The organism is Paenalcaligenes sp. Me52 (assembly GCF_050487965.1).
GTDB lineage: Bacteria > Pseudomonadota > Gammaproteobacteria > Burkholderiales > Burkholderiaceae_B > Paenalcaligenes.
Map to the genome: position 1 here is coordinate 467,373 of NZ_JBKQFO010000002.1, position 22,800 is coordinate 490,172.

A 22,800-nucleotide genomic window follows, 5' to 3' on the forward strand; every position below is an offset into this window, starting at 1 on the left:
AATGGATTCGTTCAGGGCAACTTCCATTTTTCCGCGTTGATCGGGCTATTTTCTCCGCTCATCAGTCAGTACTTATAGTATTGAGTGTTCTTACCAGAAGTACATTCAGAGCCAGTGCTCTGAGTTTCTATCCCTATTTTCGTGCCCTGCAGCGACCTTCCTGCCCGGGACTATCCTCCCGGTTTCAGCAACCTCTTAACCTTACGCAAAGGCAATCATGACCAAACGAATCACATGTGAAAGACTGCAGATTGCAGAAGCACTGCACCAATTCATCGAAAACGAAGCCCTGCCCGGCACAGGCTTGGATTCCAAAACATTCTGGCAAGGCGTAGATAAACTGGTGCACGATTTGGCACCACGCAACCGCGAATTGCTGGCTGAGCGTGACCGTCTGCAAGCTGAGCTAGACAAATGGCACGGCGCCAACCCAGGCCCTATCAAAGATATGGCTGCTTACAAGACATTCTTGAAGCAAATCGGTTACCTAAAAGACGTTCCTGCTTCTGTGAAAGTGAACACCACGAACGTGGACACTGAGATCACCGAGCAAGGCGGCCCTCAGTTGGTTGTACCTATCATGAACGCTCGCTACGCGCTGAACGCGGTGAACGCTCGTTGGGGCAGCCTGTACAACGCACTGTACGGTACAGATGCTATTTCCAACGACGGCGGTGCCGAAGCTGGTAAAGGTTACAACCCTGTACGCGGTGCCAAAGTGATCGCTTTCGCACGCAAATTCCTGAACGACACTATTCCTCTGAACCAAGGTTCTCACACTGATGCGACTCAGTACGCCATTGTGAACGGTGCGTTGGAAGTCACACTGAAAGACGGCAGCAAAGCCACATTGGCTGATGCCTCCACATTGATGGGCTACCGTGGCGACGCCGCTAACCCAGAAGCTATCGTTTTCGGCCACAACGGTCTGCGCTTCGAGCTGCAAATCGACCGTAACGATGCTATCGGTAAAGACGATGCAGCGGGCGTAAAAGATGTACTGCTGGAATCCGCACTGACCACCATCATGGACTGCGAAGACTCCGTAGCTGCTGTAGACGCTGAAGACAAAGTACTGGCCTACCGCAACTGGTTAGGTCTGGTCACCGGCACACTGACTGAAGAAATCAGCAAAGACGGTCGCACGTTCACACGTAAACTGAATGCTGACCGTGACTACACTGACCTGCAAGGCAAAGCACAAACGCTGCCAGGTCGTTCCATGATGTTCGTGCGTAACGTTGGTCACTTGATGACTAACCCCGCTATCTTGGACGAAAAAGGTAACGAAGTACCCGAAGGCATCATGGATGCTATCTTCACTAACCTGATCGCTATGCGTGATCTGAAGTTGAAGAAAAACTCCCGCACTGGCTCCATCTACATCGTGAAGCCAAAAATGCACGGCCCTGCTGAAGTTGCCTTCGCTAACGAACTGTTTGCACGCGTTGAAGACGTACTTGGCCTGCCACGCAACACCATCAAAATGGGTGTAATGGACGAAGAGCGTCGTACTACCGTTAACTTGAAAGCGTGTATTGATGCTGCTAACGAGCGTGTAGTGTTCATCAACACTGGTTTCTTAGACCGCACCGGTGACGAAATCCACACCATCATGCGCGCTGGCCCTGTTGTGCGTAAAGGCGACATGAAAACCCAGAAATGGTTGTCGGCTTACGAGCGTAACAACGTTCAAACTGGCTTGGAATGCGGTCTGCGCGGTCGTGCTCAAATCGGTAAAGGGATGTGGGCGATGCCTGACCTGATGGCCGATATGCTGGTACAAAAAATTGGTCACCTAAAAGCCGGTGGTAACACTGCGTGGGTTCCTTCACCAACGGCAGCTACTCTGCACGCACTGCACTACCACCAAGTAAGTGTGGACGAGATTCAGAAAGGCATGGAAGGTCAGAAAGTTGAAGTTCTGGACGACATCCTGACTATTCCTGTTGCTGAAGACACCAACTGGTCTGCTGAAGAAATCCAGCAAGAATTGGACAACAACACCCAAGGTATTCTGGGTTACGTTGTACGTTGGATTGATCAAGGCGTAGGCTGCTCCAAAGTGCCTGATATCCACAACGTAGGCTTGATGGAAGACCGTGCCACACTGCGTATTTCCAGCCAGCACATCGCTAACTGGATGCTGCACGGTATTGTGACGCCTGAGCAAGTAGACGCCACACTGCAACGCATGGCTGCTGTCGTAGACAAGCAAAATGCTGGTGACGCTCTGTACCGCAACATGGCTGGTAACTTTGAAACATCCAAAGCGTATAAAGCTGCACGCGACCTGATCTTCAAAGGCCTAGAACAGCCTAACGGCTACACCGAGCCTCTGCTGCATCAATGGCGTTTGGCGCTGAAAGCTGAAGGCTAATCGCTTTACAGCTTTGCCATACAAAACGGGCTGCCTTTAGGTAGCCCGTTTTTTTATTGCTGTATGACCACGCGCTATAATGCATACTCATTCTGCTGCAGGCGCTTTATGTCCACTTCTTTATCGCCCCAGTCGCGTACTAAACGCTTACTGCTACGTATTTTGTTGATACTGGCTATCGTAGCCAGCGTTGGTTATTACTTGTATTACGCCATTCGTTATCAGCATCTACACGTACCTGTACTAAATTGGTTTCAACAACACGAACAAGACGACCAACATTGGAATCAGCCTGCGTTACACGAGGACTCATTTCCTCTACAGGATTACCGGCTCACGTACTCCCGTACTATCCCCCAAATTGAAAAAAATTTGTCTGGCCTTTCCTATATGGAAGACCAGCAGACACTATTAGCCGTCTTAAACAGGCCGCCCACCATCCTAGAACTAAACCTACAAGGTGACATACAAGCGACCTACCCATTAGATGGCATCTCTGACACCGAAGGCATTAGCTATCTAGGCAATGGGCAGGTGGCACTGAGTAACGAGAAGCACGGCAGAATCGTCTTGGCTCAATTACCTGAGCAACCAGGTCGCCTAGACCTAAACAATGCCCCTAAATTGTCTCTAGGCCCTACTGACAGCGATAACGGTGGCCTAGAAGGATTGGGCTACGACCACATACGAGACCTGTTGTATGTAGTGAAAGAGCATTCACCCAAGGGGCTGTTCCGATTACATGGATTATGTGCCGAAAAACCCACATGCTCATTCGACAATATACATATTGAAGATATAAGTCATTGGGTAGAATCTTTAGATTTTATTCACGATTTATCTAGCGTTATTGTGGAACCAGAACGTGGTCATATTATTTTATTAAGTGAACAAAATCAGGCACTACTAGAATTAGATGATAACGGTGAGCCGCGTAGTTATAGAGCTCTAAATTATCAGCATAACGATCAAAACATTCCGCAAGCTGAGGGCATCACCCTAGGCCCTAACGGCCATCTATATTTAGTTAGTGAGCCGAATTTATTTTATGTTTTCACACGCTAAATTATTTCAACGTTAAATTAAAAAACCTTTAATCAAAACAAATTAATTTCTAGCTACAGAAATTTAAATCATCCATCTTCGCCAAAATTAAGATTTAGTTACAGGCAAAAGGGACTTTCACGCTGCTATACTACGGGCTAATTTTTGCTATCCGAGAGAGCACGGGAAATGAAAAAAGTACTACTTATTGCAGCACTAACAGTGGGTTTGGCTGGTTGTGAAACTCTAAACTCCGTAACCAAAAGCATTGATGACACTTTTGCCAGCGTTAACGATGCAATGGGCGGTGCTCCTATCGCAGATACACCTGCACAAATTTGTGCAGAGATTCGCTCTAATAAAGCACGCGCTACCAACAAGTACATGGGCAAAACCATCGAAACCACTGGCCGCCTGACTTCCATCGAACAAAACTTGGTCGCAAAAAGCATGAGCAGCTTTAACTCCGATGTATGGGGTAGCGCTAAACAGTTCGACGTACGTGTTACCAACGGTCAAACTGAGTTTTTGACATTGATCACCAAACGTCCAACCCAACTGGATGCGTTTAATCTGGGCGACTCCGTGACCATTAAAGGCCGTATCGAGAGCGTGGACGGTGGTAACAAAGGCTGCCGTATCGAGCTTGCATCCGACCCGAAACTCACTAAAAACTAACGAGTCTACGTTTGGCCCGCGCTTCACGCTGCTGCATTTCTGCTTTCTCAACAAGCACGTCTTGTATGTAGCGTATGTGCCCTTGCGCGGCCAGTAGCGCGTTATCAGCAGATCCTTGCATGATGGCCTCATACAGCGCTTGATGTTGCGCGATGAGGTCATCACGTATGTTTTGCCCTTCTTGTACGCCACCAAAATTGATACGCACCTCGGGTCCTAGTACCTCATACGTATTGCGTATAGTGTGTAGCAACACCGCATTATGGCTGGCTTCAGCAATTACCAGATGAAAATGTGCGTCGGCATCTTGATGCTGCTGCTCGTTAGCGCTATGGGGTTGCTCATAGTGCAGCTTCAGCACTCTAAACGCCTCGCTCAGGCGCTCTTTATCTGCCTCTGTCGCACGTAAAGCCGCATAGTACGAACACGCCCCCTCAACCATGTGTCGGAATTCCAGCAAATCACGTTGAGCATCGGCATTGGCCAACAACACGTTTTGTAATGGGTCTCTAAAAATAGCCCCCACTTCGTCGGCCACATAGGTACCGCCGCCATGCTGCGTTTGTAGCAGTCCCATTGCAACTAGAGAATGTATGGCTTCGCGCACAGAAGGACGCGACACGCCAAAACTTTCTGCGAGCTCACGCTCGGCAGGTAAACGTTGTCCACGTACCCAAGCCCCCTCAAAAATCAGATTTTTGATTTTCTCTGCAATCTCATCTGACAAGCGGGGCCGCTTCATGATTGGTGTATTCATAAAACCGCAATTTCAGGTAAAGCTCTTACCTGCCCTCATTTTTTTCTCATGATTATACGCTGTAGGCACAGGGCAGCGGCACACAATACACCGCTTCTCTGCTCTGACAGGGTTTTCCCTCAAACACCCTAAAAACAGCGCTAAATAGCTGATTTTCTTTAGGGTTTTCCCCCAACTATATACAAAAACAAGAGCTCTGTATCTGCTTTGCTGTATAGCCCTACTGACTTTACCCCATTACAGTCATATGCCATACATGATTATGGATATCACAAATAAAATGGAGACTGCTACATGGAGACACATGCAAAAGTAGCGCCTGTGGATGAGCTGTTACCACCAGGAAAACTCGGCTTATTGGGCTTACAACACGTATTAGTGATGTACGCCGGTGCGGTCGCTGTACCCCTCATTGTGGGTAGAGCGCTAAACCTTAGCCCTGAAGAAGTATCCTTATTAATTGCCGCCGACTTATTCGTGTGCGGTGTGATCACCATCATACAGTCCTTAGGCGCCACTCAGTGGTTAGGGATACGCCTACCCGTGATGATGGGAGTCACCTTTGCTGCCGTTGGCCCTATGGTGTCCATGGCACATGCCAATCCTGGGCACGAGGGGGCCCAACTGCTGTTTGGCACTATTATTGGCGCGGGGATTATCACCGTGCTTATTGCGCCTATAGTCAGTAGGCTCTTACGTTTCTTCCCACCAGTAGTCACTGGCACCATCATCACCATGATTGGTATCACCTTGATGCGTGTGGGGATCAACTGGATCTTTGGCAACCCTGTAGGGCCTACCGCACCACAAATCGTAGATCCTAACCATATTGCATGGCTACAAGCGGTACAACAAGCCGCCGCACCGGGTTCAGCCTTGCCGCCCCCACCAGACGGTCTAGTGCTTGCAGCATCCGTACCTAACCCACGCTACGCTGCCATACCAGCCCTGAGTATCTCTGCCATCGTGCTGCTGTCCATCTTGCTGATTGCCAAATTCTGCCGTGGCTTTATGGCTAACGTGGCTGTGTTGATGGGCATTATCATCGGCGCCATTGTGGCCACGTCCATTGGCATGATGACCTATGAGAAAGTCGCTGCTGCCCCGTGGGTAGATATTGTGCTGCCCTTCCACTTCGGCATGCCTAAATTCAACCTGCTCTACATCATGACAATGACACTGGTCATGATTGTGGTGCTGATCGAATCCACCGGTATGTTCCTAGCGCTGAGTGACATGACTGGCAAAAAGATCACTCAACGCGAATTGGCGGCCGGTCTACGTACTGACGGTTTGGGTACTATTGTGGGCGGTATTTTCAACACCTTCCCGTACTCCAGCTTCTCGCAAAACGTAGGCTTGGTAGCAGTCACCGGTATCCGTAGCCGTTTTGTATGTGTGGCCGCTGGTGTCATCCTGATTATCTTGGGCTTGCTACCAAAAATCGCTGCCTTGGTAGAGTCTCTGCCTACTGCCGTACTTGGCGGTGCTGGTATTGTGATGTTCGGCATGGTGACCGCTACAGGTATTCGTATCTTGTCGCAGGTGAATTACACCAGCAACCGCAACAACGCGATGATTGTGGCCATTTCTATAGGCTTTGGCATGATCCCGCTGGTGGCTCCACACTTCAAACAGTGGATGCCTGAAAGCTTAGGTCCACTGATCGAATCTGGTATTTTGCTGACATCTATTTGTGCGGTGGCATTGAACCTGTTCTTTAATGGTGCCAACAAAGACACACAATTGAGCGTAGACCCTGACGGCCCAACCGTGGACGCACACGCCTAAAGCACTCATCTCGCTGCTAGTACACGCTAGCAGCGAAATTGCTTACACAGAAAAGACAACGCCCACAGGAACAATCCTTGTGGGCGTTGTGCTATGTAGCGAGTAGCGACTTAGATTTGTGTCACAAACTTAGTCACCAGATAACCATCAAAAGTTTCTGTACCGCCTTCACTACCTATGCCGCTGTCTTTCACACCACCAAATGGGGTTTCTGGCAGGGCGCTACCGAAGTGGTTAATGTTGACCATACCAGACTCTATGCCTGTCGCCGCCAGATGCGCTGTGTGCAGAGAATTCGTGAACACATAAGACGACAAACCAAATGGCAGGTGGTTGGCTTTACGGATAACGTCGTCCGTATCCGAGAACGGCACTACAGGCACCACAGGACCGAACGGCTCTTCTGTCATCAACATGGAGTCTTCGCTCAAGCCGGTAATCACGGTTGGTGGGAAGAAGTTACCAATACCTTCCAATTTTTCGCCGCCCAACACTACTTTACCGCCGTGCTGCACCGCATCTTCCACGAAACGAGCCATACGTGGCACGCTGCGTTGGTTAGCCAGAGGGCCCATTTGTGTGTCTGCTTCCAGACCATTACCCACACGCACTTGTTTCAGCGCATCAACGAATTCTGCCAAGAAACGGTCGTACACGTTTTTATGTACGTAGAAACGGGTAGGCGATACACACACCTGACCCGCGTTACGCACTTTGAAATTCGCCAACTGTTTAGCAGCGCGATCCACGTCTGCATCTTCAAACACCAGCACAGGGGAATGACCGCCTAATTCCATGGTGGAGCGCTTCATATGTGCGCCAGCCAAAGCAGCCAGTTGTTTACCTACCGCCACCGAGCCCGTGAAAGAGATCTTGCGCACAATAGGTGAGCGAATCAGGTAGTCGGAAATAAACGGTGGATCACCCCAAACGATGTTCAGCACGCCTGGAGGCAAACCAGCATCGTGGAATGCTTTGGCAATCGCCATCACAGCGCTAGGCGCTGTTTCCGGGCCTTTTAGAATGATGGTACAACCGGCACCAATCGCTGCTGAGATTTTGCGTATAGCTTGGTTATACGGGAAGTTCCATGGGGAAAATGCCGCACACACGCCAATAGGCTCACGCAGAACCATCTGACGCACATCGGGGTTACGCGCAGGTACGATACGGCCATAAATACGACGGCATTCTTCAGCATGCCAATCAGCATGGTCAGCACATGCAACGACTTCGCCCACGGCTTCAGCCACAGGCTTACCCATATCTTGCGTAATATTGCGGCCAATTTCCTGAGCACGCTCACGGGATAATTGGGCTACTTTACGCAAAATCTCTGAACGCTGCATAGGAGAGGATTTTTTCCAACTCTCAAATGCTTTCGCTGAAGACTCCAGCGCCAGATCCAAGTCTGCCTTCGTCGCCATTGGCAACTGGCCTAAAACTTCCTGGGTGGCCGGATTCACTACCGGCATGGTCTCCCGCCCATCGGCCTCCACAAATTGACCATTGATATATAAAGCCAGCTTTTCGTACATGTTTGTCCCGTTATGCATTAATAAATATTGTGTAATACCGTCACTTGCACGCATTGTTCAATCGTGACTTTTCCACTATACCCGAACTGCTTTATGGGGTCATCGTTGTTGCAGCAGGCACACGATACAAGTCTTTATTTACACCGCTTCCACTCTCATCACCCATCACTGAGCTGCGTGCATCAAACCCTATAAACTGCACACCTTCACCTTGCAGTGTTTGCTTGATATCGGCTGTATATTTTTCAGCTAACTCTTGGCTATATATCCCTGCTTCCTGAGCAGTGGAGGCCAACAACTCTTGTTCTGCTGGCGACAGCCCATTCAAGAATGTCTCACTACCCAGCCAGACTCGAATCGTCGATGTAGCCCCAATAGCAGAGAGGTATTTTGCAGGCTCATACCAATCATGTTCATACAACGTAAATAAGTCACCCTCTGCGCCATCCACCGTCCCGTACGTTAGCGCAGCAGACACCTCGTCAGGCTTCAACACAATGGCCGAGGCTTTCTGATCATCCAACAGTTTTTGCTGAATAGGATCATTAGATGTCGCAATTCTCAATCCGGCTACATCACGCACGTTGTACAAGGGTTTTTTAGCCAGAAACAACGGTTCACTGTTGTAGTAGTTGTTCATCACCACACGCATCCCTTGATCCCGTAAGGCTTGGCTGTACGCAGTAAATAGCGTGTCACTGCCTGCTGTAGGCAGAACGCTCATCATCTCGTGATTGGCCGCGTAGTTTGCCAGCACGGGCAACGCCACTAACGCCAGTACATTCTTGTCTTCAGCAATATCTGCCAACGCTTGTTCGGTAGTCTGATTGGCCTTTGCCTCGTAACGCAGCACCAAATCCCCTGCACTACGCTCTTTAAGTAAGTCAGCCCAGTACTTCACCACTTTGCTGTCAAAGCCATTACTCTTACCGTCGTGCACTATCGTAATCTCGGTAGGAGCAGCCCATGCTGCCAAAGGGGCACAGGCCAAACACAGAATGTGCACCCAGTTTCCTAAAATTTTGTTTTTTTGCATGGTTACTTCTCTCCGCTGCACAAATACTCCACAAACACTCTCTACACTACGTCTTTTGCCTCTCGCAGAAGCAAATAGAGGTAAACAGTACCCCACTGTAGAGTAGGCTTACACATTTTTTGCGATTAGTATCAATCCATGACGTGTTTTTACGAGTTTACGTTTATACACGTTCCAGACTTGCCAGAAATAGAGCCGCTTCGGTACAGTTTCACTTAACTACGTTATACATTGGTGGCGCATCCTGTTGCGCAACGTAAAACGTTACAATGCACCATCACTGGATTTTCACTGCATTTCATGAACAGTTCCTCTTCCGATACGTTGCTGAAGTTCGAATCTGCTTCGCTAGGCTACGGTAAATTCACCGTCTTGAGCGAGATTGATATTGAAGTTAAGCGTGGCCAAGTTGTGGCCATGATGGGTGGTTCTGGCTCAGGAAAAACCACACTGATGCGTGCTGCCACACGTCAAATTGTGGCGCAAAGCGGTAAGGTCTATGCCTTTGGTGACGACTTAGCCCAGCTCAACGACCAACAAGTACGCCACGCACGACAACGCATGGGGGTTTTGTTCCAACAAGGCGCCCTGTTCACTGACTTAAATGTCTTTGAAAACGTTGCCTTCCCACTGCGCGAACATACTGATCTATCCGAAGAACAAATACTAGAACGCGTACTGGGCAAACTGGATGCCGTAGGGTTACGTGCTGCCGCACACCTGCAAATCGCCGAAATCTCCGGCGGTATGGCACGTCGTGTCGCCTTAGCCCGCGCCATTGTGCTGGAACCTGAGCTTATTTTGTACGATGAACCGTTTGCTGGTTTAGACCCTATCTCTCTGGGTATTACTGCGCAACTCATACGCGACCTTACCGACAAGCTGAATTGCGCCTCGGTACTGATTACGCACGACGTACCAGAATCCTTCGCCATTGCCGATCACGTGTATATCGTGGGGCAAGGCAAGTTGATTGGGCATGGTGCCCCTGCCGAGTTAGAAAAGTCGACGGATCCTTATATTGCCCAGTTCTTGCATGGTGAACCTGATGGCCCTATCGCCTTCAACTACCCTGTGACACCCGCATTTAACGACTGGTTAAATACACAACGCCGCCCATGATAAAACTGCTCTCCCCCATCACGGCACTAGGCCGCTTTGTCAGACTGAGCATTCATGGCTTGGGTGCTTTTACACGTCTGTTTTTTGCCATTCTGGCGCGCTCAGGCATTGCCCTGAGACGTCCCGGTTTGGTGTCACAACAAATTCACTTTATTGGTAATTACTCGCTGCTGATTATCGCCATCTCTGGCCTTTTTGTAGGTTTCGTGCTGGGATTGCAAGGGTATTACACGCTGAGCCGTTATGGTTCCGAAGAAGCATTAGGCTTGTTGGTCGCGTTGTCGTTGAGCCGTGAGCTAGGCCCCGTGGTGACCGCATTATTGTTTGCAGGTCGCGCCGGCACATCCTTAACTGCTGAAATCGGGCTCATGAAGGCCGGCGAACAGCTTACCGCCATGGAAGTCATGGCCGTAGACCCCATACGCCGTGTATTGGTACCCCGTTTCTGGGGCGGCATGATCGCCATGCCTATACTCGCTGCCGTATTCTCAGCCGTTGGTGTGATTGGCGGCTGGATTGTAGGTGTGCCCATGATTGGCATTGACCCAGGCTCGTTCTGGTCACAGATGCAGTCTGGCGTTGATATCTTTGATGACGTCCTCAACGGCGTTATCAAAAGCATTGTGTTCGGTTTGGTAGTCACGCTGATCGCCCTATATACAGGCTGGACAGCCAAAGCAACACCTGAGGGTGTTTCCCGTGCCACGACCCGTACAGTGGTCGCCGGCTCATTAGCCGTGCTCGGTTTGGATTTCCTGCTTACAGCACTGATGTTCAGCAATTAATTTTTTACGGATACGTATCATGTCACGCGAAAGATCTGATTTTCTTGTAGGCCTGTTTGTGCTGATTGGCTTGGTAGCCTTAGCCTTTCTGGCACTGCGCGCAGGTAACCTGAGCTCTTTCTCCTTTGCGCCTACCTACCAAGTACAAGCCTCTTTCAATAACTTGGGTGGCCTGAAAGTACGCGCTCCCATCAAGAGCAGTGGCGTGGTCGTAGGCCGCGTTACCAATATCGCTTTTGATAACGAAGACTTCAAAGCCTTGGTCACCATGGAGCTAGAAGACCGCTACCAGTTTCCGGATGACAGCTCTGCTTCCATCCTCACTTCTGGCTTGCTAGGCGAACAATATATAGGCATCACTCCCGGTGGCAGCGATGACGCTCTACATAACGACAGTGTCATTCCCTACACACAAAGCGCCGTAGTTCTAGAAGAGCTAATCAGTAAATTCCTCTATAACAAGGCTGGCGAGTAAACTCTATTCCCCTGTGCGAAATAGAGTGCGTCCAAAAAACGACTCTGCGGTCAATTTGCTATATATAGGGCTCCAGCATCTGGTATCTTTGTCTCTCTTTACCTCGGATTTTTGATCATGAACGTTACACAGCAAGCTTCACCCCCTCTCTATAAGCGTCCCTTAGCCATAGGTTCTACCTTGGCTGCACTGGCGTTGGTGAGCGGCTGTGCGACCGTGAACAACCCAAATCCTAGAGACCCCTTCGAAAGCTACAACCGGACTATGTACACGATCAATTACAACATTGATCAAGCACTATTCCGTCCTATTGCATCGGCCTACCACACCCTGACACCGCAACCTGCGCAGAACTGTTTCCGTAACATGTTCAATAACCTGGGTGACATCTGGTCTGCTGCCAACAGCTTCTTGCAAGGTCGCCCGCACGATTTCTTCAACACGCTGGGTCGTGTGCTGTTCAATACCACTATGGGTATTGGTGGCTGCTTCGACGTTGCATCTGAAATGGGTTCCAGACGTATTCCTAACGACTTTGGCACAACGCTAGGCGTATGGGGTATCCCAACTGGTCCATACATTGAATTGCCATTGTTAGGACCAAGCACCTTGCGTGATACGGCTGGTTATGCAACCGTATTTGCTGGTATTGATAGCCTGACTGAAGTTGTACCAATCATGGCAATCAAAAATGTCCCTGTACGTAATTCACTCATGGGGCTATACATCATCAACATGCGCTCTAACCTGTTGGATGCAGACGAGTTGGTTAACGAAGTAGCGTTGGATCGCTATAGCTTCATTCGTGACGCCTACTTGCAGCGCCGTGACGCCATGGTAGAAAGCCGTCGAGATGGCGGTACAGCTGGTGATGCCGCGTTACCAGACTATGGCGATGACGACTACGATGATGAAGACACCAGCACCACAGCCCCTGCTACCACACAAGACTGAAGGCCGAAACCCTATGTTTACGACTCTTTTTAGATTACCTGCTCTCTTGCTGATGGCGTTTAGCCTGACACTGTTCAGCCCACTGGCCAGCGCACAAACTATTGATGCCACAGGTTCACCACAAGACTTCGTAGAAGCCGTGGCGAGCACAGCATTAAACGCTGTCAAAAGCGATGATGCCGCGCGTCAAGGCGATCGTGAAGCCGTTAAAGTGCTAATCGAAAACTACGTATTGCCTTACGTTAATTTCGAGAAAACCACCCGCTTGGCGGCTGGCAGACACTGGCGTACCGCCACACCCGAACAGCGTCAGAATCTGGTAAATGCGTTTAAAAACACCTTGATCCGCACCTACAGTGGTGCCATGACCAAGGTAGACGACAAGTCCAGTATTTCCATGCAACCATTTCGTGGTGATGCCAATGCGAACGACGTTGTAGTGCGTTCCATGATCAACCAAAGCAATGGCCCAGCAGTCGCTGTAGATTACCGTCTGGAAAAAACCCCAGAAGGCTGGAAAGTGTACGACCTGAATGTGGAAAATATCTGGTTAATTCAGAATTACCGCAACCAGTTCAACGACCAGATAGCTCAAAACGGCATAGATGGTCTGATCAACGCACTGAATCAGCAAAACCGCTGATCCTGCGCTACACTTGATCGGATCACCTCTGTTTTTCCGATCCTAACTCTATGCAGAGTCGGGTTTACCAATAAGCCCGGCTCTTTGTGCTTTCATGTCTGCCATTCTGCTTGAAAACGTTTCCAAAACTTTCAGCCCTAAACGCCACAAGCTGCCGTTTTTGCGCTCGACCAAGGCTGCAGAAGCCGCACCCTTTCAGGCTCTGAAAGATGTTTCCCTGCGCATTGAGCCCGGAGAGTTTTTTGGTTTGCTAGGCCCTAATGGCGCTGGCAAAACCACCATGATTTCCATTTTGGCCGGCATTACCAAAGCCACCCAAGGCACTGCTAAGGTGTATGGCTACGATGTGCAAAGCGAATACAGGCAGTCTAGACGTGCATTGGGAGTCGTTCCCCAAGAGCTGGTGTATGACCCATTTTTCACCGTGCGTGAAACTCTGCGCTTGCAGTCCGGCTACTTTGGTTTACGTAACAACGATGACTGGATTGACGAAATCCTGCACCATTTGGGCTTAAGCGATAAAGCCAATTCCAACATGCGCGCTTTATCCGGTGGGATGAAACGCCGTGTATTGGTAGCCCAAGCCTTGGTACACAAACCACCCGTAATCATTCTAGATGAACCTACCGCTGGTGTGGACGTAGACTTACGCCGCAACTTATGGGAATTCATCACACGCTTAAACCGCGCTGGCCATACGATTTTGCTGACTACCCACTATTTGGAAGAAGCAGAAGCGCTGTGTGGCCGCATTGCTATGCTCAAAGCCGGTGAAATCATCGCACTAGACACCACCGCTAACCTGCTAAAAAGCGCTGGCAGTCACGATCTGGAAGAAGCTTTTGTACGTATCATGCATGGCGAACAACTGAATGAGGCACTGGCATGAGCACACAACCTACGCCAACCAAGCGCTGGGGTGTGCCTGACCAAGACAGCCTGGCACAACTCGCACAAGATTCCTTACCGCCGTTGCAAACCCAACCTGGCGGCTCAGGTTTTCCTACGCTGCTATTCAAAGAGCTCAAGCGCTTCTGGAAAGTAGGCGGCCAAACCATGGCAGCGCCTGTGCTGTCTGCCTTGCTGTATTTGCTGGTGTTCGCACATATTTTGGAAGGGCGCGTGAACGTATACGACAAAATCCCGTATACCGCCTTTTTGATTCCCGGCTTGATGATGATGAGCATGCTGCAAAATGCATTTGCTAACCCATCGTCATCGCTAGTGCAAAGCCGTATGGGTGGGAACCTGATTTTCATCTTGCTACCGCCACTATCCCACTGGGATATCTTTGCCGCCTATTTATTAGCCTCTATTATTCGTGGCTTAGTGGTGGGCATTGCGATTGGTGTGGTCTCGCTGTTCTTCATTCCGCTGCAAATCCACAGCTACGTTTGGGTACTAACTTTCGCGATTTTATCCTGTGGCGTCATGGGTGCTCTGGGTATAATTGCGGGCCTGTGGTCTGAAAAATTTGATCAACTTTCAGTGTTCCAGAATTTCCTGATCATGCCTGCGACCTTCTTGTCCGGCGTGTTCTACTCCATACACAGCCTGCCTCCTTTCTGGCAGACGGTATCGCACTGGAACCCTATTTTCTACACCATTGATGGTTTCCGTTATGGCTTTTTTGCCATCTCAGATGCCTCCCCTTGGCACAGTCTGGCCGTGGTTGGGTCCGTGTTTGTCGTACTGTGCCTGATCCTGCTACGCATGCTCATTTCGGGCTATAAATTACGGAATTAATTATGTTGCCGACACCTGAACTCGTACGCCAGTACATTGCCGACAACCTTGACTGTGAACACGTCGAAGTCACTGGTGATGGTGCCCACTTTGAGGCCATCATCGTAAGCCGTGAGTTTGAAGGCAAGCGCGCTATCGCTCGCCACCAACGCGTATACAAAGCATTGGGGAACCGCATGGATGCTGAAATCCATGCCTTGTCCATGCGCACTCTTACTCCCGAAGAATATAAGGCTGAACAGAATGGATAAACTGCGCATCACCGGTGGTCAACGTTTAAACGGAGAGATCACCGTATCCGGTGCCAAAAATGCCGCCCTGCCTATACTCTGTGCCACGTTACTGACCAGCGATACGATTACGCTGCATAACGCGCCAGAACTGCGCGACATTGACACCACCCTAAAGCTGCTGAATCAGTTGGGTGCTCATGTAGAGCGCAATGCCGAAAGCGTAACCATATGCGCCAACGAACTGCATAGCTTGGAAGCCCCTTACGAGCTGGTGAAAACCATGCGTGCTTCCATTCTGGTGCTAGGCCCATTGCTTGCACGTTTCGGTGAAGCCCGTGTGAGCTTGCCTGGTGGTTGCGCCATTGGCCAACGCCCTGTGGATCAGCACATCAAAGGCTTGGAAGCCATGGGTGCAGATATACACATCGAACACGGTTTCGTAGTTGCCAAAGCCAAACGCCTCAAAGGTGCGGTAATCCGTACTGACATGGTGACGGTCACAGGTACAGAAAACCTACTGATGGCCGCCACACTGGCCGACGGTGAGACCATTCTGGAAAACGCAGCACGTGAACCAGAAATCGTAGACTTGGCCGAACTGCTGATCGCCATGGGAGCGAAAATCAGTGGCCACGGTACAGATCGCATCACCATTCAAGGTGTAGAACGCCTGCACGGTGCAGAACACACCATCATGCCTGACCGCATTGAGGCAGGTACATTCCTGTGCGCGGTAGCCGCTACAGGCGGTGATTTAATGCTGCGTCGCGCCTGCCCTGACACTCTGGGTGCAACGTTAGACAAGCTGCGTGAAGCGGGCCTGCACATAGAAACTGGTCCAGACTGGGTACGCGGCACAATGCATGGTCGCCCTAAAGCCACAGGCTTCCGCACTAGTGAATACCCAAGTTTCCCTACTGACATGCAAGCGCAGTTGATGGCACTGAACACCATCGCTGACGGTACTGCCATGGTAGTAGAGACCATCTTCGAAAACCGTTTCATGCACGTACAAGAGCTGATCCGCTTGGGTGCGCAGATCGAAATCGACGGTAATGCTGCCGTTGTAACTGGTGTAAGCCAGCTGTTGGGTGCCCGTGTGATGGCAACTGACTTGCGTGCGTCTGCTAGCTTAGTAATTGCTGGTTTGGCCGCCAAAGGCGACACCATCATCGAGCGTATTTACCACTTGGATCGTGGCTACGACCGCATGGAATCCAAACTGCAAGCTGTAGGCGCCCGCATTGAGCGCCTAACGAAGGAAGAAGAATGAGCCCAGCCAGTGCAAATCGTCCTCTGACCTTGGCACTTTCCAAAGGTAGGATTTTTGATGAAACCCTACCTTTGCTGGAAGAAGCCGGCATTAAGGTGTTGGAAAGCCCAGAAACGTCACGCAAGTTGATTCTGCCTACCAACTCACCTGATCTGCAAATCATCATTGTGCGCGCTACTGACGTACCTACGTACGTGCAATACGGTGCTGCGCATATTGGGATCGCGGGTAAAGACGTACTGTACGAACACAGCGAGCATCACCCTGGCGGTATCTACCAGCCCATCGACCTGAACATCGCTCGTTGCCGTATGAGCGTGGCCGTGGCCGAAGGCTTTGACTACGACAACGCCGTACGCAAAGGTTCTCGCCTGCGCATCGCGACTAAATACACGCGTGCAGCGCGTGAGCACTTCGCATCCAAAGGTGTGTACGTAGACTTAATCAAACTGTACGGCTCCATGGAACTGGCTCCGCTGGTAGGGCTGGCTGACGCCATTGTGGACTTGGTTTCCACTGGTAGCACCTTGCGTGCCAACCACTTGGAAGAAGTAGAAGAGATCGCCCAGATTTCCTCGCGCCTGATCATCAACCAAGCCGCCATGAAAACCCGTCAGACTGAATTGCAGCCTCTGATCAACGCTTTTATGCGCGCAGCGGTTGAACCCCCCCTGAACTAGACGATCTCGGATACACTAAACTGTACCCTGTTGTTTCTCTTTAGATTAGTACCATGTCTATGATCCGCCGTTTGAGCACGACATCCGCCCAGTTCGATCAAGAATTGCGCGACTTGCTGGCTTATGAAGCCACACAAGATGACTCCATCGAGCAAGCCTGTAAAACCATTCTGCACGCTGTGCAGCATCGTGGTGATGAGGCATTGCTAGAGTTCACACAGCGTTTCGATCATGTACCAGCAAACTCTATCGCTGATTTAGTTATTTCTGCCGAAGAGTTACAGCAAGCACTGGACACTCTGCCTGCAGAGCAACGCAGCGCGCTAGAAAAAGCCGCTGAACGTGTACGTCTGTACCACGAGAAGCAACGTGCAAGCGATTGGTCCTACACCGAAGCCGACGGCACAGTGCTAGGCCAAAAAATCACACCACTGGATCGCGTGGGTTTGTACGTGCCTGGTGGTAAAGCCGCCTACCCATCATCCGTACTAATGAACGCCATGCCTGCTAAAGTGGCAGGCGTTAAAGAGCTGGTGATGGTTACCCCCACACCCAAAGGCGAGCGCAACCAGTTAGTACTGGCTGCAGCGGCATTAGCGGGTGTAGATAAGGTGTACACCATTGGTGGCGCGCAAGCCGTAGCAGCATTGGCTTATGGCACACAAACTATTCAGCCTGTGGATAAAATCGTAGGCCCAGGTAACGCCTACGTCGCCGAAGCCAAACGTCGCGTGTTTGGTATTGTGGGCATAGACATGATTGCTGGCCCTAGCGAAATTCTGATCATCGCCGACGGCAGTACTCCTGCCGAGTGGGTAGCGATGGATCTGTTCTCGCAAGCCGAGCACGATGAACTAGCACAATCCATTTTGCTGTGCCCTGACGCCGCCTACTTAGACAAAGTAGAAGCCGCTATCGCTGAACTCATCACCACCATGCCGCGTGAAGCCATCATTCGCCAAAGTCTGAAAGACCGTGGCGCACTGATCTTAGTACGCGATATGGATGAAGCATGTAACGTTGCTAACCACATTGCCGCCGAACACTTGGAAATTTCCACACTGGAACCCGAGCGTTGGGCGCAAAAAATCCGCCATGCGGGCGCTATTTTCATGGGCCACTACAGCTCGGAGTCGCTGGGCGACTACTGCGCAGGCCCTAACCACGTACTGCCCACATCGCGTACCGCGCGTTTCTCATCCCCATTAGGTGTGTATGATTTCCAGAAACGCAGCAGCATGATTAATGTCTCGCAGGCCGGCGCTCAAACGCTAGGCCCTATTGCCGCTACTCTCGCTAAAGGCGAAGGGCTATTTGCCCACGCTGCCAGCGCAGAATACCGTCTCAAACCTTAACCCCGGTCTGGTTACCGTTTTGTTATGCGTACAGCTGAAGTTTCCCGTAATACCAATGAAACCCGTATCCGTGTTGCCATCAATATTGATGGCACCGGCCGCCATAATCTAAACAGCGGCGTACCTTTTCTGGACCACATGCTGGACCAGATCGCACGTCATGGCCTCATTGATCTGGATGTATCCTGTGATGGCGACACCCACATTGATGATCACCACACTGTGGAAGATATCGGCATTGCACTGGGTAAGGCTTTTGCACAAGCCGTTGGCAACAAGGCAGGTTTGCGCCGTTATGGCCACTCCTACGTGCCACTGGACGAGGCCTTAAGCCGTGTAGTAATTGATTTCTCCGGCCGTCCTGGTCTGTTTTACTACGTAAATTACACCCGTGCCCGTATTGGCAATTTTGACGTAGACTTGGCCCGCGAATTTTTCCAAGGCTTTGTGAACAACGCCAACGCTACTGTGCACATTGATAATCTACGTGGCGAAAACGCACACCACCAGTGTGAAACCATTTTCAAGGCGTTTGGCCGCGCGTTGCGTATGGCACTGGAAGTAGACCCACGCAGTGAAGGCATCATCCCCTCCACTAAGGGCGTACTCTAACCCTCACTCTCTGGCTATCCATCGTGAGTACGATCGCTATCGTCGATTACGGCATGGGCAACATACACTCTGTTGCCCGCGCCCTTCAAGCTGCAGCACCCGAGGCCACTATTTTACTGGCCAGCACTCCCGCACAACTACAACAAGCCGACAGGCTAGTACTCCCCGGACAAGGCGCCATGCCTGACTGTATGCAGTCCTTGCAACAGTCCGGACTACTACATTCCTTACGTGAACAAGCCAACCTCAAACCGTTGCTGGGTATTTGTGTAGGTGAGCAAATGCTGTTCAGCCATAGTGATGAAGGCAACACTGACTGCCTGAACCTATTTGAAGGTGATGTGGTACGCTTTCACGGTCCGGCTTTTTATCACCCAGAACATCAACGCCAAGGGCTGAAAATCCCTCATGTGGGCTGGAATCAAGTTTTTCAGCAACAGCCACATCCGTTATGGGTAGATATAGCTCAAAATAGCTACTTTTATTTTGTTCATAGCTATTACGTAAAGCCAGTTGCCACTACACTATGCGCAGGAAGCACCCATTATGGCTATGCTTTCACCAGTGCAGTCGCAAAAGACAATATTTTCGCTGTGCAATTTCATCCTGAGAAAAGTGCACAGTCCGGTTTACAGCTATTGCACAATTTTGCACACTGGAAACCTTAACTTTACCCGCATCGCGGCTTTTTCTTTTCGTTTACCATTTAGACATTAACGCTAGAGATCATGCTTTTAATCCCCGCCATCGACCTACAAGACGGGCGTTGTGTACGCCTACGCCAGGGCGACCTGGATGACGCTACCGTATTCTCCGATGATCCCGGTGCCATGGCAGCACAGTGGCTTGAACAAGGAGCACGACGCCTGCATCTGGTGGATTTGAACGGTGCTGTGTCCGGCAAACCTGTGAACCAAGCCGCGATCAAATCCATTTTGGCTGCTGTTGACGAAGAAGTCCCCGTGCAAATCGGCGGTGGTATTCGTGATCTGAACACCATCGAAGCCTATTTGGACCAAGGTCTGAGCTACGTCATTATCGGTACTGCTGCCGTTAAAAACCCCGGTTTTCTGCGCGATGCTTGCAGCGCGTTCCCTGGCCAAATTATCGTAGGTTTGGACGCACGCGACGGCAAAATCGCTACTGATGGCTGGAGCAAACTGAGCCGCCACGACGTACTAGATATTGCCAAGAAATTTGAAGACTACGGTTGTGAATCCATCATCTACACCGACATCGGTAGAGATGGCATGCTAAGCGGCGTCAACATTGAAGCCACCGTTGCTCTGTCCCGCCACGTTAGCATTCCTATCATCGCATCCGGCGGTGTAGCCAACCTGAAAGACATCGAAGCCTTGTGCGAAGTAGAGCACGAAGGCATCGAAGGCGTGATTCTGGGCCGCAGCCTGTACGAAGGCACTTTAGATTTCGCAGAAGCTCAAAACTTCGCGGACGAGTACGAAGCATGAGCGAAACCAACACCCACAGCTGCCGCATTATTCCTTGCCTTGACGTCAACGCAGGCCGTGTCGTTAAAGGCGTGAATTTTGTGGACTTGGTGGATGCAGGTGACCCTGTTGAAATCGCGCGCAGTTACAACGAGCAAGGTGCTGACGAAATCACCTTGCTGGACATTACTGCCACCACAGAAAACCGTGATCTGATTCTGCCTATTATCGAAGCAGTCGCGAGCCAAGTATTCATTCCACTCACAGTAGGTGGTGGTGTGCGCGAAGTAGGCGACATTCAGCGTTTGCTGAATGCAGGTGCCGACAAAGTGTCCATTAACAGCGCCGCTGTCGCGAATCCCGACTTAGTACGTGCAGCTGCTGATCATTACGGCTCACAGTGCTTAACTGTTGCTATTGATGCCCGTCGCGTCTCTGCGCCAGGCGAACCTGCTCGTTGGGAAGTACACACCCACGGCGGCAAAAAAGGCACAGGCATTGATGTAGTGGAATGGGCGCAGCGCATGGCCAAACTGGGAGCAGGGGAGCTGTTGCTCACCAGTATGGACAAAGACGGCACCAAGTCCGGCTTTGACCTTGAGCTGACCCGCGCAGTGTCTGATGCTGTTGCTATTCCGGTGATTGCCTCTGGCGGTGTGGGTACGCTTGAACACTTGGCTGAAGGTGTATTGCAAGGTGGTGCCAGCGCCGTATTAGCTGCCAGCATTTTCCACTATGGCACCTACACCATCCCGCAAGCTAAAGCCTATTTGGCCGAACGTGGTATTCAGGTTAGGACATAACATGACCCAAGACTGGCTGTCTCAAGTGCATTTTGATGAGCAGGGATTAATCCCTGCCATTGCCCAAGACGCCCACACAGGCGCCATTTTGATGGTGGCCTGGATGAACCATGAAGCGTTGGCTGAAACCGTAGCAACCAATCGTGCTGTGTATTGGTCACGCTCTCGCCAACGTTTGTGGCGTAAAGGTGAAGAATCTGGGCATACACAAAACTTAAAAGAAATTCGTCTAGACTGTGATGGTGATGTGATTTTGCTGCGCGTAGAACAGCTAGGCGGCATTGCATGTCACACAGGCCGGGAAAGCTGTTTTTACCAGCGCCTGGATACCGATGAACAAGGCCGTACTTACTGGAAGACTGTAGATCCAGTATTAAAAGACCCTTCCACTATTTACCAATGACCACCGATTACCGTAATGTACTCAGCCAACTGGCTGATTTGTTGGAAACACGGCTACCCGCTAATGGCGGCGATCCACAAACCTCCTACAGTGCTCGTTTACTTGCCACCGCGAATGCACCAGACGCATTCCTGAAAAAAATAGGTGAAGAAGCCTGTGAATTGGTGATGGCAGCTAAAGACAATACGCCAGACCGTATTGTGTCGGAAACCGCTGATCTCTGGTTTCACTGCTTGGTTGCGCTGACTCACTACCAGATTCGTCCCGAAACGGTATTGGCCGAACTGGCCCGCCGCCAAGGTTTGTCTGGCTTGGAAGAAAAAGCCCAGCGCAAGCAAGACTAAGCAGCCATCAAGTGCTGTAAACTAAGATTTGACCTCTCTTTTTCACTTGTCTATACGTTATGAGCGAAAACTGCCTGTTCTGTAAAATCATTGAAGGTACGATTCCTTCCGCCAAGGTTTTCGAGAACGACGAATTTGTCGCTTTCAAAGACATCAACCCGGTTGCTCCCGTGCATATTCTGCTGGTGCCACGTCATCACGTAGTATCTTTGCAGGATGTCACATCCACTGATGCAACATGGCTGGGCAAAATGATGGCATTGGTGCCTCAGATTGCTAGCGAAAATGGTTGCCGCCCAGGTCCTGAAGGCGGCTTTAGAGTTGTGATCAACAGTGGAAACGATGGTGGTCAAGAAGTTGGCCACTTGCATGTACATATTATCGGGGGTCAACGCCCCTGGAAATCCACGGCTACCGCCGTTGCCTAATTTGCGGAGAAAAACATGGGAAGTTTTAGTATCTGGCACTGGCTGGTTGTACTAGTCATCATCGCTCTGGTTTTTGGTACCAAAAAACTGCGTAACGTAGGTGAAGACCTAGGCGGCGCAATTAAAGGCTTCAAAAAAGGTATGAAAGATGCACAGACCGACGAACAGCCTGAAGCTGTGACTCAAAAAGTGCAAGACAACACCACCATTGATGTGCAAGCCAAAGAAAAACAGGATTCCTAAGGTTTCCACCTTTTAAGGTTTTGCCACGT

Annotated in this window: 26 protein-coding genes; 23 read left to right on the top strand and 3 right to left on the bottom strand. The window is 50.5% G+C overall.

The annotated features are described in order from the left end of the window. Window positions 1–217: 217 nt before the first annotated feature. From ACLO87_RS13470 to ACLO87_RS13480, 3 genes are all read left to right on the top strand, one after another. Entirely contained in the window at window positions 218–2,380 is a 2,163-nt protein-coding gene (locus ACLO87_RS13470) for a malate synthase G (RefSeq protein ID WP_430223975.1), read from the top strand. Window positions 2,381–2,488: 108 nt separating this feature from the next. Then, window positions 2,489–3,445 (top strand): SdiA-regulated domain-containing protein, encoded by a 957-nt coding sequence (locus ACLO87_RS13475; RefSeq protein WP_430223976.1) that lies wholly within the window; start codon window positions 2,489–2,491, stop codon window positions 3,443–3,445. Window positions 3,446–3,613: 168 nt separating this feature from the next. Next, window positions 3,614–4,102, top strand: a complete 489-nt coding sequence (locus tag ACLO87_RS13480) for a hypothetical protein (protein ID WP_135861397.1) — start codon at window positions 3,614–3,616, stop codon at window positions 4,100–4,102. Here ACLO87_RS13480 and ACLO87_RS13485 read toward each other — a convergent pair. After that, window positions 4,092–4,844, bottom strand: a complete 753-nt coding sequence (locus tag ACLO87_RS13485) for a FadR/GntR family transcriptional regulator (protein WP_430223977.1) — start codon at window positions 4,842–4,844, stop codon at window positions 4,092–4,094. The genes ACLO87_RS13480 and ACLO87_RS13485 overlap by 11 nt on opposite strands. A 309-nt stretch (window positions 4,845–5,153) precedes the next feature. On the opposite strand from ACLO87_RS13485, the gene ACLO87_RS13490 reads away from it, so the two are divergent. Next, window positions 5,154–6,650: a nucleobase:cation symporter-2 family protein gene (locus ACLO87_RS13490; protein WP_430223978.1), complete on the top strand. Its 1,497-nt coding sequence runs from the start codon at window positions 5,154–5,156 to the stop codon at window positions 6,648–6,650. 110 nt (window positions 6,651–6,760) lie between these two features. On the opposite strand, the gene ACLO87_RS13495 is transcribed toward ACLO87_RS13490, so the two are convergent. Together ACLO87_RS13495 and dctP are read right to left on the bottom strand one after the other, a co-directional pair. Next, window positions 6,761–8,188 (bottom strand): NAD-dependent succinate-semialdehyde dehydrogenase, encoded by a 1,428-nt coding sequence (locus tag ACLO87_RS13495; RefSeq protein ID WP_135861400.1) that lies wholly within the window; start codon window positions 8,186–8,188, stop codon window positions 6,761–6,763. 91 nt (window positions 8,189–8,279) lie between these two features. Further along, the gene (gene dctP, locus ACLO87_RS13500; protein WP_430223979.1) at window positions 8,280–9,224 is read right to left on the bottom strand and encodes a TRAP transporter substrate-binding protein DctP; all 945 of its coding nucleotides are present in this window, start codon (window positions 9,222–9,224) and stop codon (window positions 8,280–8,282) included. Between the two features lie 300 nt (window positions 9,225–9,524). Between dctP and ACLO87_RS13505 the strand changes: the two genes are divergently transcribed. The 19 genes from ACLO87_RS13505 (at window position 9,525) to tatA (ending at window position 22,771) form a co-directional block, all read left to right on the top strand. Continuing rightward, window positions 9,525–10,346, top strand: a complete 822-nt coding sequence (locus ACLO87_RS13505; RefSeq protein WP_135861402.1) for an ABC transporter ATP-binding protein — start codon at window positions 9,525–9,527, stop codon at window positions 10,344–10,346. Further along, on the top strand, window positions 10,343–11,131 hold the full coding sequence (gene mlaE, locus ACLO87_RS13510) for a lipid asymmetry maintenance ABC transporter permease subunit MlaE (RefSeq protein WP_135861403.1): 789 nt from the start codon (window positions 10,343–10,345) through the stop codon (window positions 11,129–11,131). Before ACLO87_RS13505 ends, mlaE begins: the two co-directional genes overlap by 4 nt. A 19-nt stretch (window positions 11,132–11,150) precedes the next feature. Further along, window positions 11,151–11,606: an outer membrane lipid asymmetry maintenance protein MlaD gene (gene mlaD, locus ACLO87_RS13515; protein WP_135861404.1), complete on the top strand. Its 456-nt coding sequence runs from the start codon at window positions 11,151–11,153 to the stop codon at window positions 11,604–11,606. A gap of 117 nt (window positions 11,607–11,723) precedes the next feature. Continuing rightward, window positions 11,724–12,560 (top strand): MlaA family lipoprotein, encoded by an 837-nt coding sequence (locus ACLO87_RS13520; RefSeq protein WP_135861405.1) that lies wholly within the window; start codon window positions 11,724–11,726, stop codon window positions 12,558–12,560. A gap of 13 nt (window positions 12,561–12,573) precedes the next feature. Further along, window positions 12,574–13,203: an MlaC/ttg2D family ABC transporter substrate-binding protein gene (locus ACLO87_RS13525; protein ID WP_135861406.1), complete on the top strand. Its 630-nt coding sequence runs from the start codon at window positions 12,574–12,576 to the stop codon at window positions 13,201–13,203. Between the two features lie 94 nt (window positions 13,204–13,297). Continuing rightward, window positions 13,298–14,092 carry an ABC transporter ATP-binding protein gene (locus ACLO87_RS13530; protein ID WP_135861407.1) on the top strand — a complete coding sequence of 265 codons (795 nt, stop codon included), beginning with the start codon at window positions 13,298–13,300 and terminating at the stop codon, window positions 14,090–14,092. A 50-nt stretch (window positions 14,093–14,142) separates the two neighbouring features. Next, a complete protein-coding gene (locus ACLO87_RS13535) occupies window positions 14,143–14,949 on the top strand; it encodes an ABC transporter permease (RefSeq protein ID WP_430224071.1) in 807 nt (268 codons plus the stop codon). Between the two features lie 2 nt (window positions 14,950–14,951). Next, the gene (locus ACLO87_RS13540) at window positions 14,952–15,200 is read left to right on the top strand and encodes a BolA family protein (protein WP_135861409.1); all 249 of its coding nucleotides are present in this window, start codon (window positions 14,952–14,954) and stop codon (window positions 15,198–15,200) included. Continuing rightward, window positions 15,193–16,455, top strand: coding sequence for a UDP-N-acetylglucosamine 1-carboxyvinyltransferase (gene murA / locus ACLO87_RS13545; protein WP_135861410.1), 1,263 nt, complete (start codon window positions 15,193–15,195; stop codon window positions 16,453–16,455). The genes ACLO87_RS13540 and murA overlap by 8 nt, the downstream gene beginning before the upstream one ends. Beyond that, entirely contained in the window at window positions 16,452–17,135 is a 684-nt protein-coding gene (hisG, locus tag ACLO87_RS13550) for an ATP phosphoribosyltransferase (protein WP_135861411.1), read from the top strand. The genes murA and hisG overlap by 4 nt, the downstream gene beginning before the upstream one ends. Window positions 17,136–17,188: 53 nt before the next feature. Next, a complete protein-coding gene (hisD, locus tag ACLO87_RS13555; RefSeq protein WP_430223980.1) occupies window positions 17,189–18,490 on the top strand; it encodes a histidinol dehydrogenase in 1,302 nt (433 codons plus the stop codon). Window positions 18,491–18,514: 24 nt separating this feature from the next. After that, window positions 18,515–19,102 (top strand): imidazoleglycerol-phosphate dehydratase HisB, encoded by a 588-nt coding sequence (gene hisB, locus ACLO87_RS13560; RefSeq protein ID WP_135861413.1) that lies wholly within the window; start codon window positions 18,515–18,517, stop codon window positions 19,100–19,102. Between the two features lie 23 nt (window positions 19,103–19,125). Further along, window positions 19,126–19,770, top strand: coding sequence for an imidazole glycerol phosphate synthase subunit HisH (gene hisH / locus ACLO87_RS13565; RefSeq protein WP_135861414.1), 645 nt, complete (start codon window positions 19,126–19,128; stop codon window positions 19,768–19,770). Between the two features lie 60 nt (window positions 19,771–19,830). Further along, the gene (gene hisA, locus ACLO87_RS13570) at window positions 19,831–20,571 is read left to right on the top strand and encodes a 1-(5-phosphoribosyl)-5-[(5-phosphoribosylamino)methylideneamino]imidazole-4-carboxamide isomerase (protein ID WP_135861415.1); all 741 of its coding nucleotides are present in this window, start codon (window positions 19,831–19,833) and stop codon (window positions 20,569–20,571) included. Beyond that, complete coding sequence (gene hisF, locus ACLO87_RS13575) at window positions 20,568–21,353, top strand: imidazole glycerol phosphate synthase subunit HisF (RefSeq protein ID WP_135861416.1); 786 nt, start codon at window positions 20,568–20,570, stop codon at window positions 21,351–21,353. The genes hisA and hisF overlap by 4 nt, the downstream gene beginning before the upstream one ends. Window position 21,354: 1 nt before the next feature. Beyond that, entirely contained in the window at window positions 21,355–21,756 is a 402-nt protein-coding gene (gene hisI, locus ACLO87_RS13580; RefSeq protein ID WP_135861417.1) for a phosphoribosyl-AMP cyclohydrolase, read from the top strand. After that, window positions 21,753–22,100, top strand: coding sequence for a phosphoribosyl-ATP diphosphatase (locus ACLO87_RS13585; protein WP_135861418.1), 348 nt, complete (start codon window positions 21,753–21,755; stop codon window positions 22,098–22,100). Before hisI ends, ACLO87_RS13585 begins: the two co-directional genes overlap by 4 nt. Before the next feature lie 59 nt (window positions 22,101–22,159). Then, window positions 22,160–22,528: a histidine triad nucleotide-binding protein gene (locus ACLO87_RS13590; protein WP_430223982.1), complete on the top strand. Its 369-nt coding sequence runs from the start codon at window positions 22,160–22,162 to the stop codon at window positions 22,526–22,528. Between the two features lie 15 nt (window positions 22,529–22,543). Continuing rightward, window positions 22,544–22,771, top strand: a complete 228-nt coding sequence (gene tatA / locus ACLO87_RS13595; protein ID WP_135861420.1) for a Sec-independent protein translocase subunit TatA — start codon at window positions 22,544–22,546, stop codon at window positions 22,769–22,771. Window positions 22,772–22,800 lie beyond the last annotated feature (29 nt).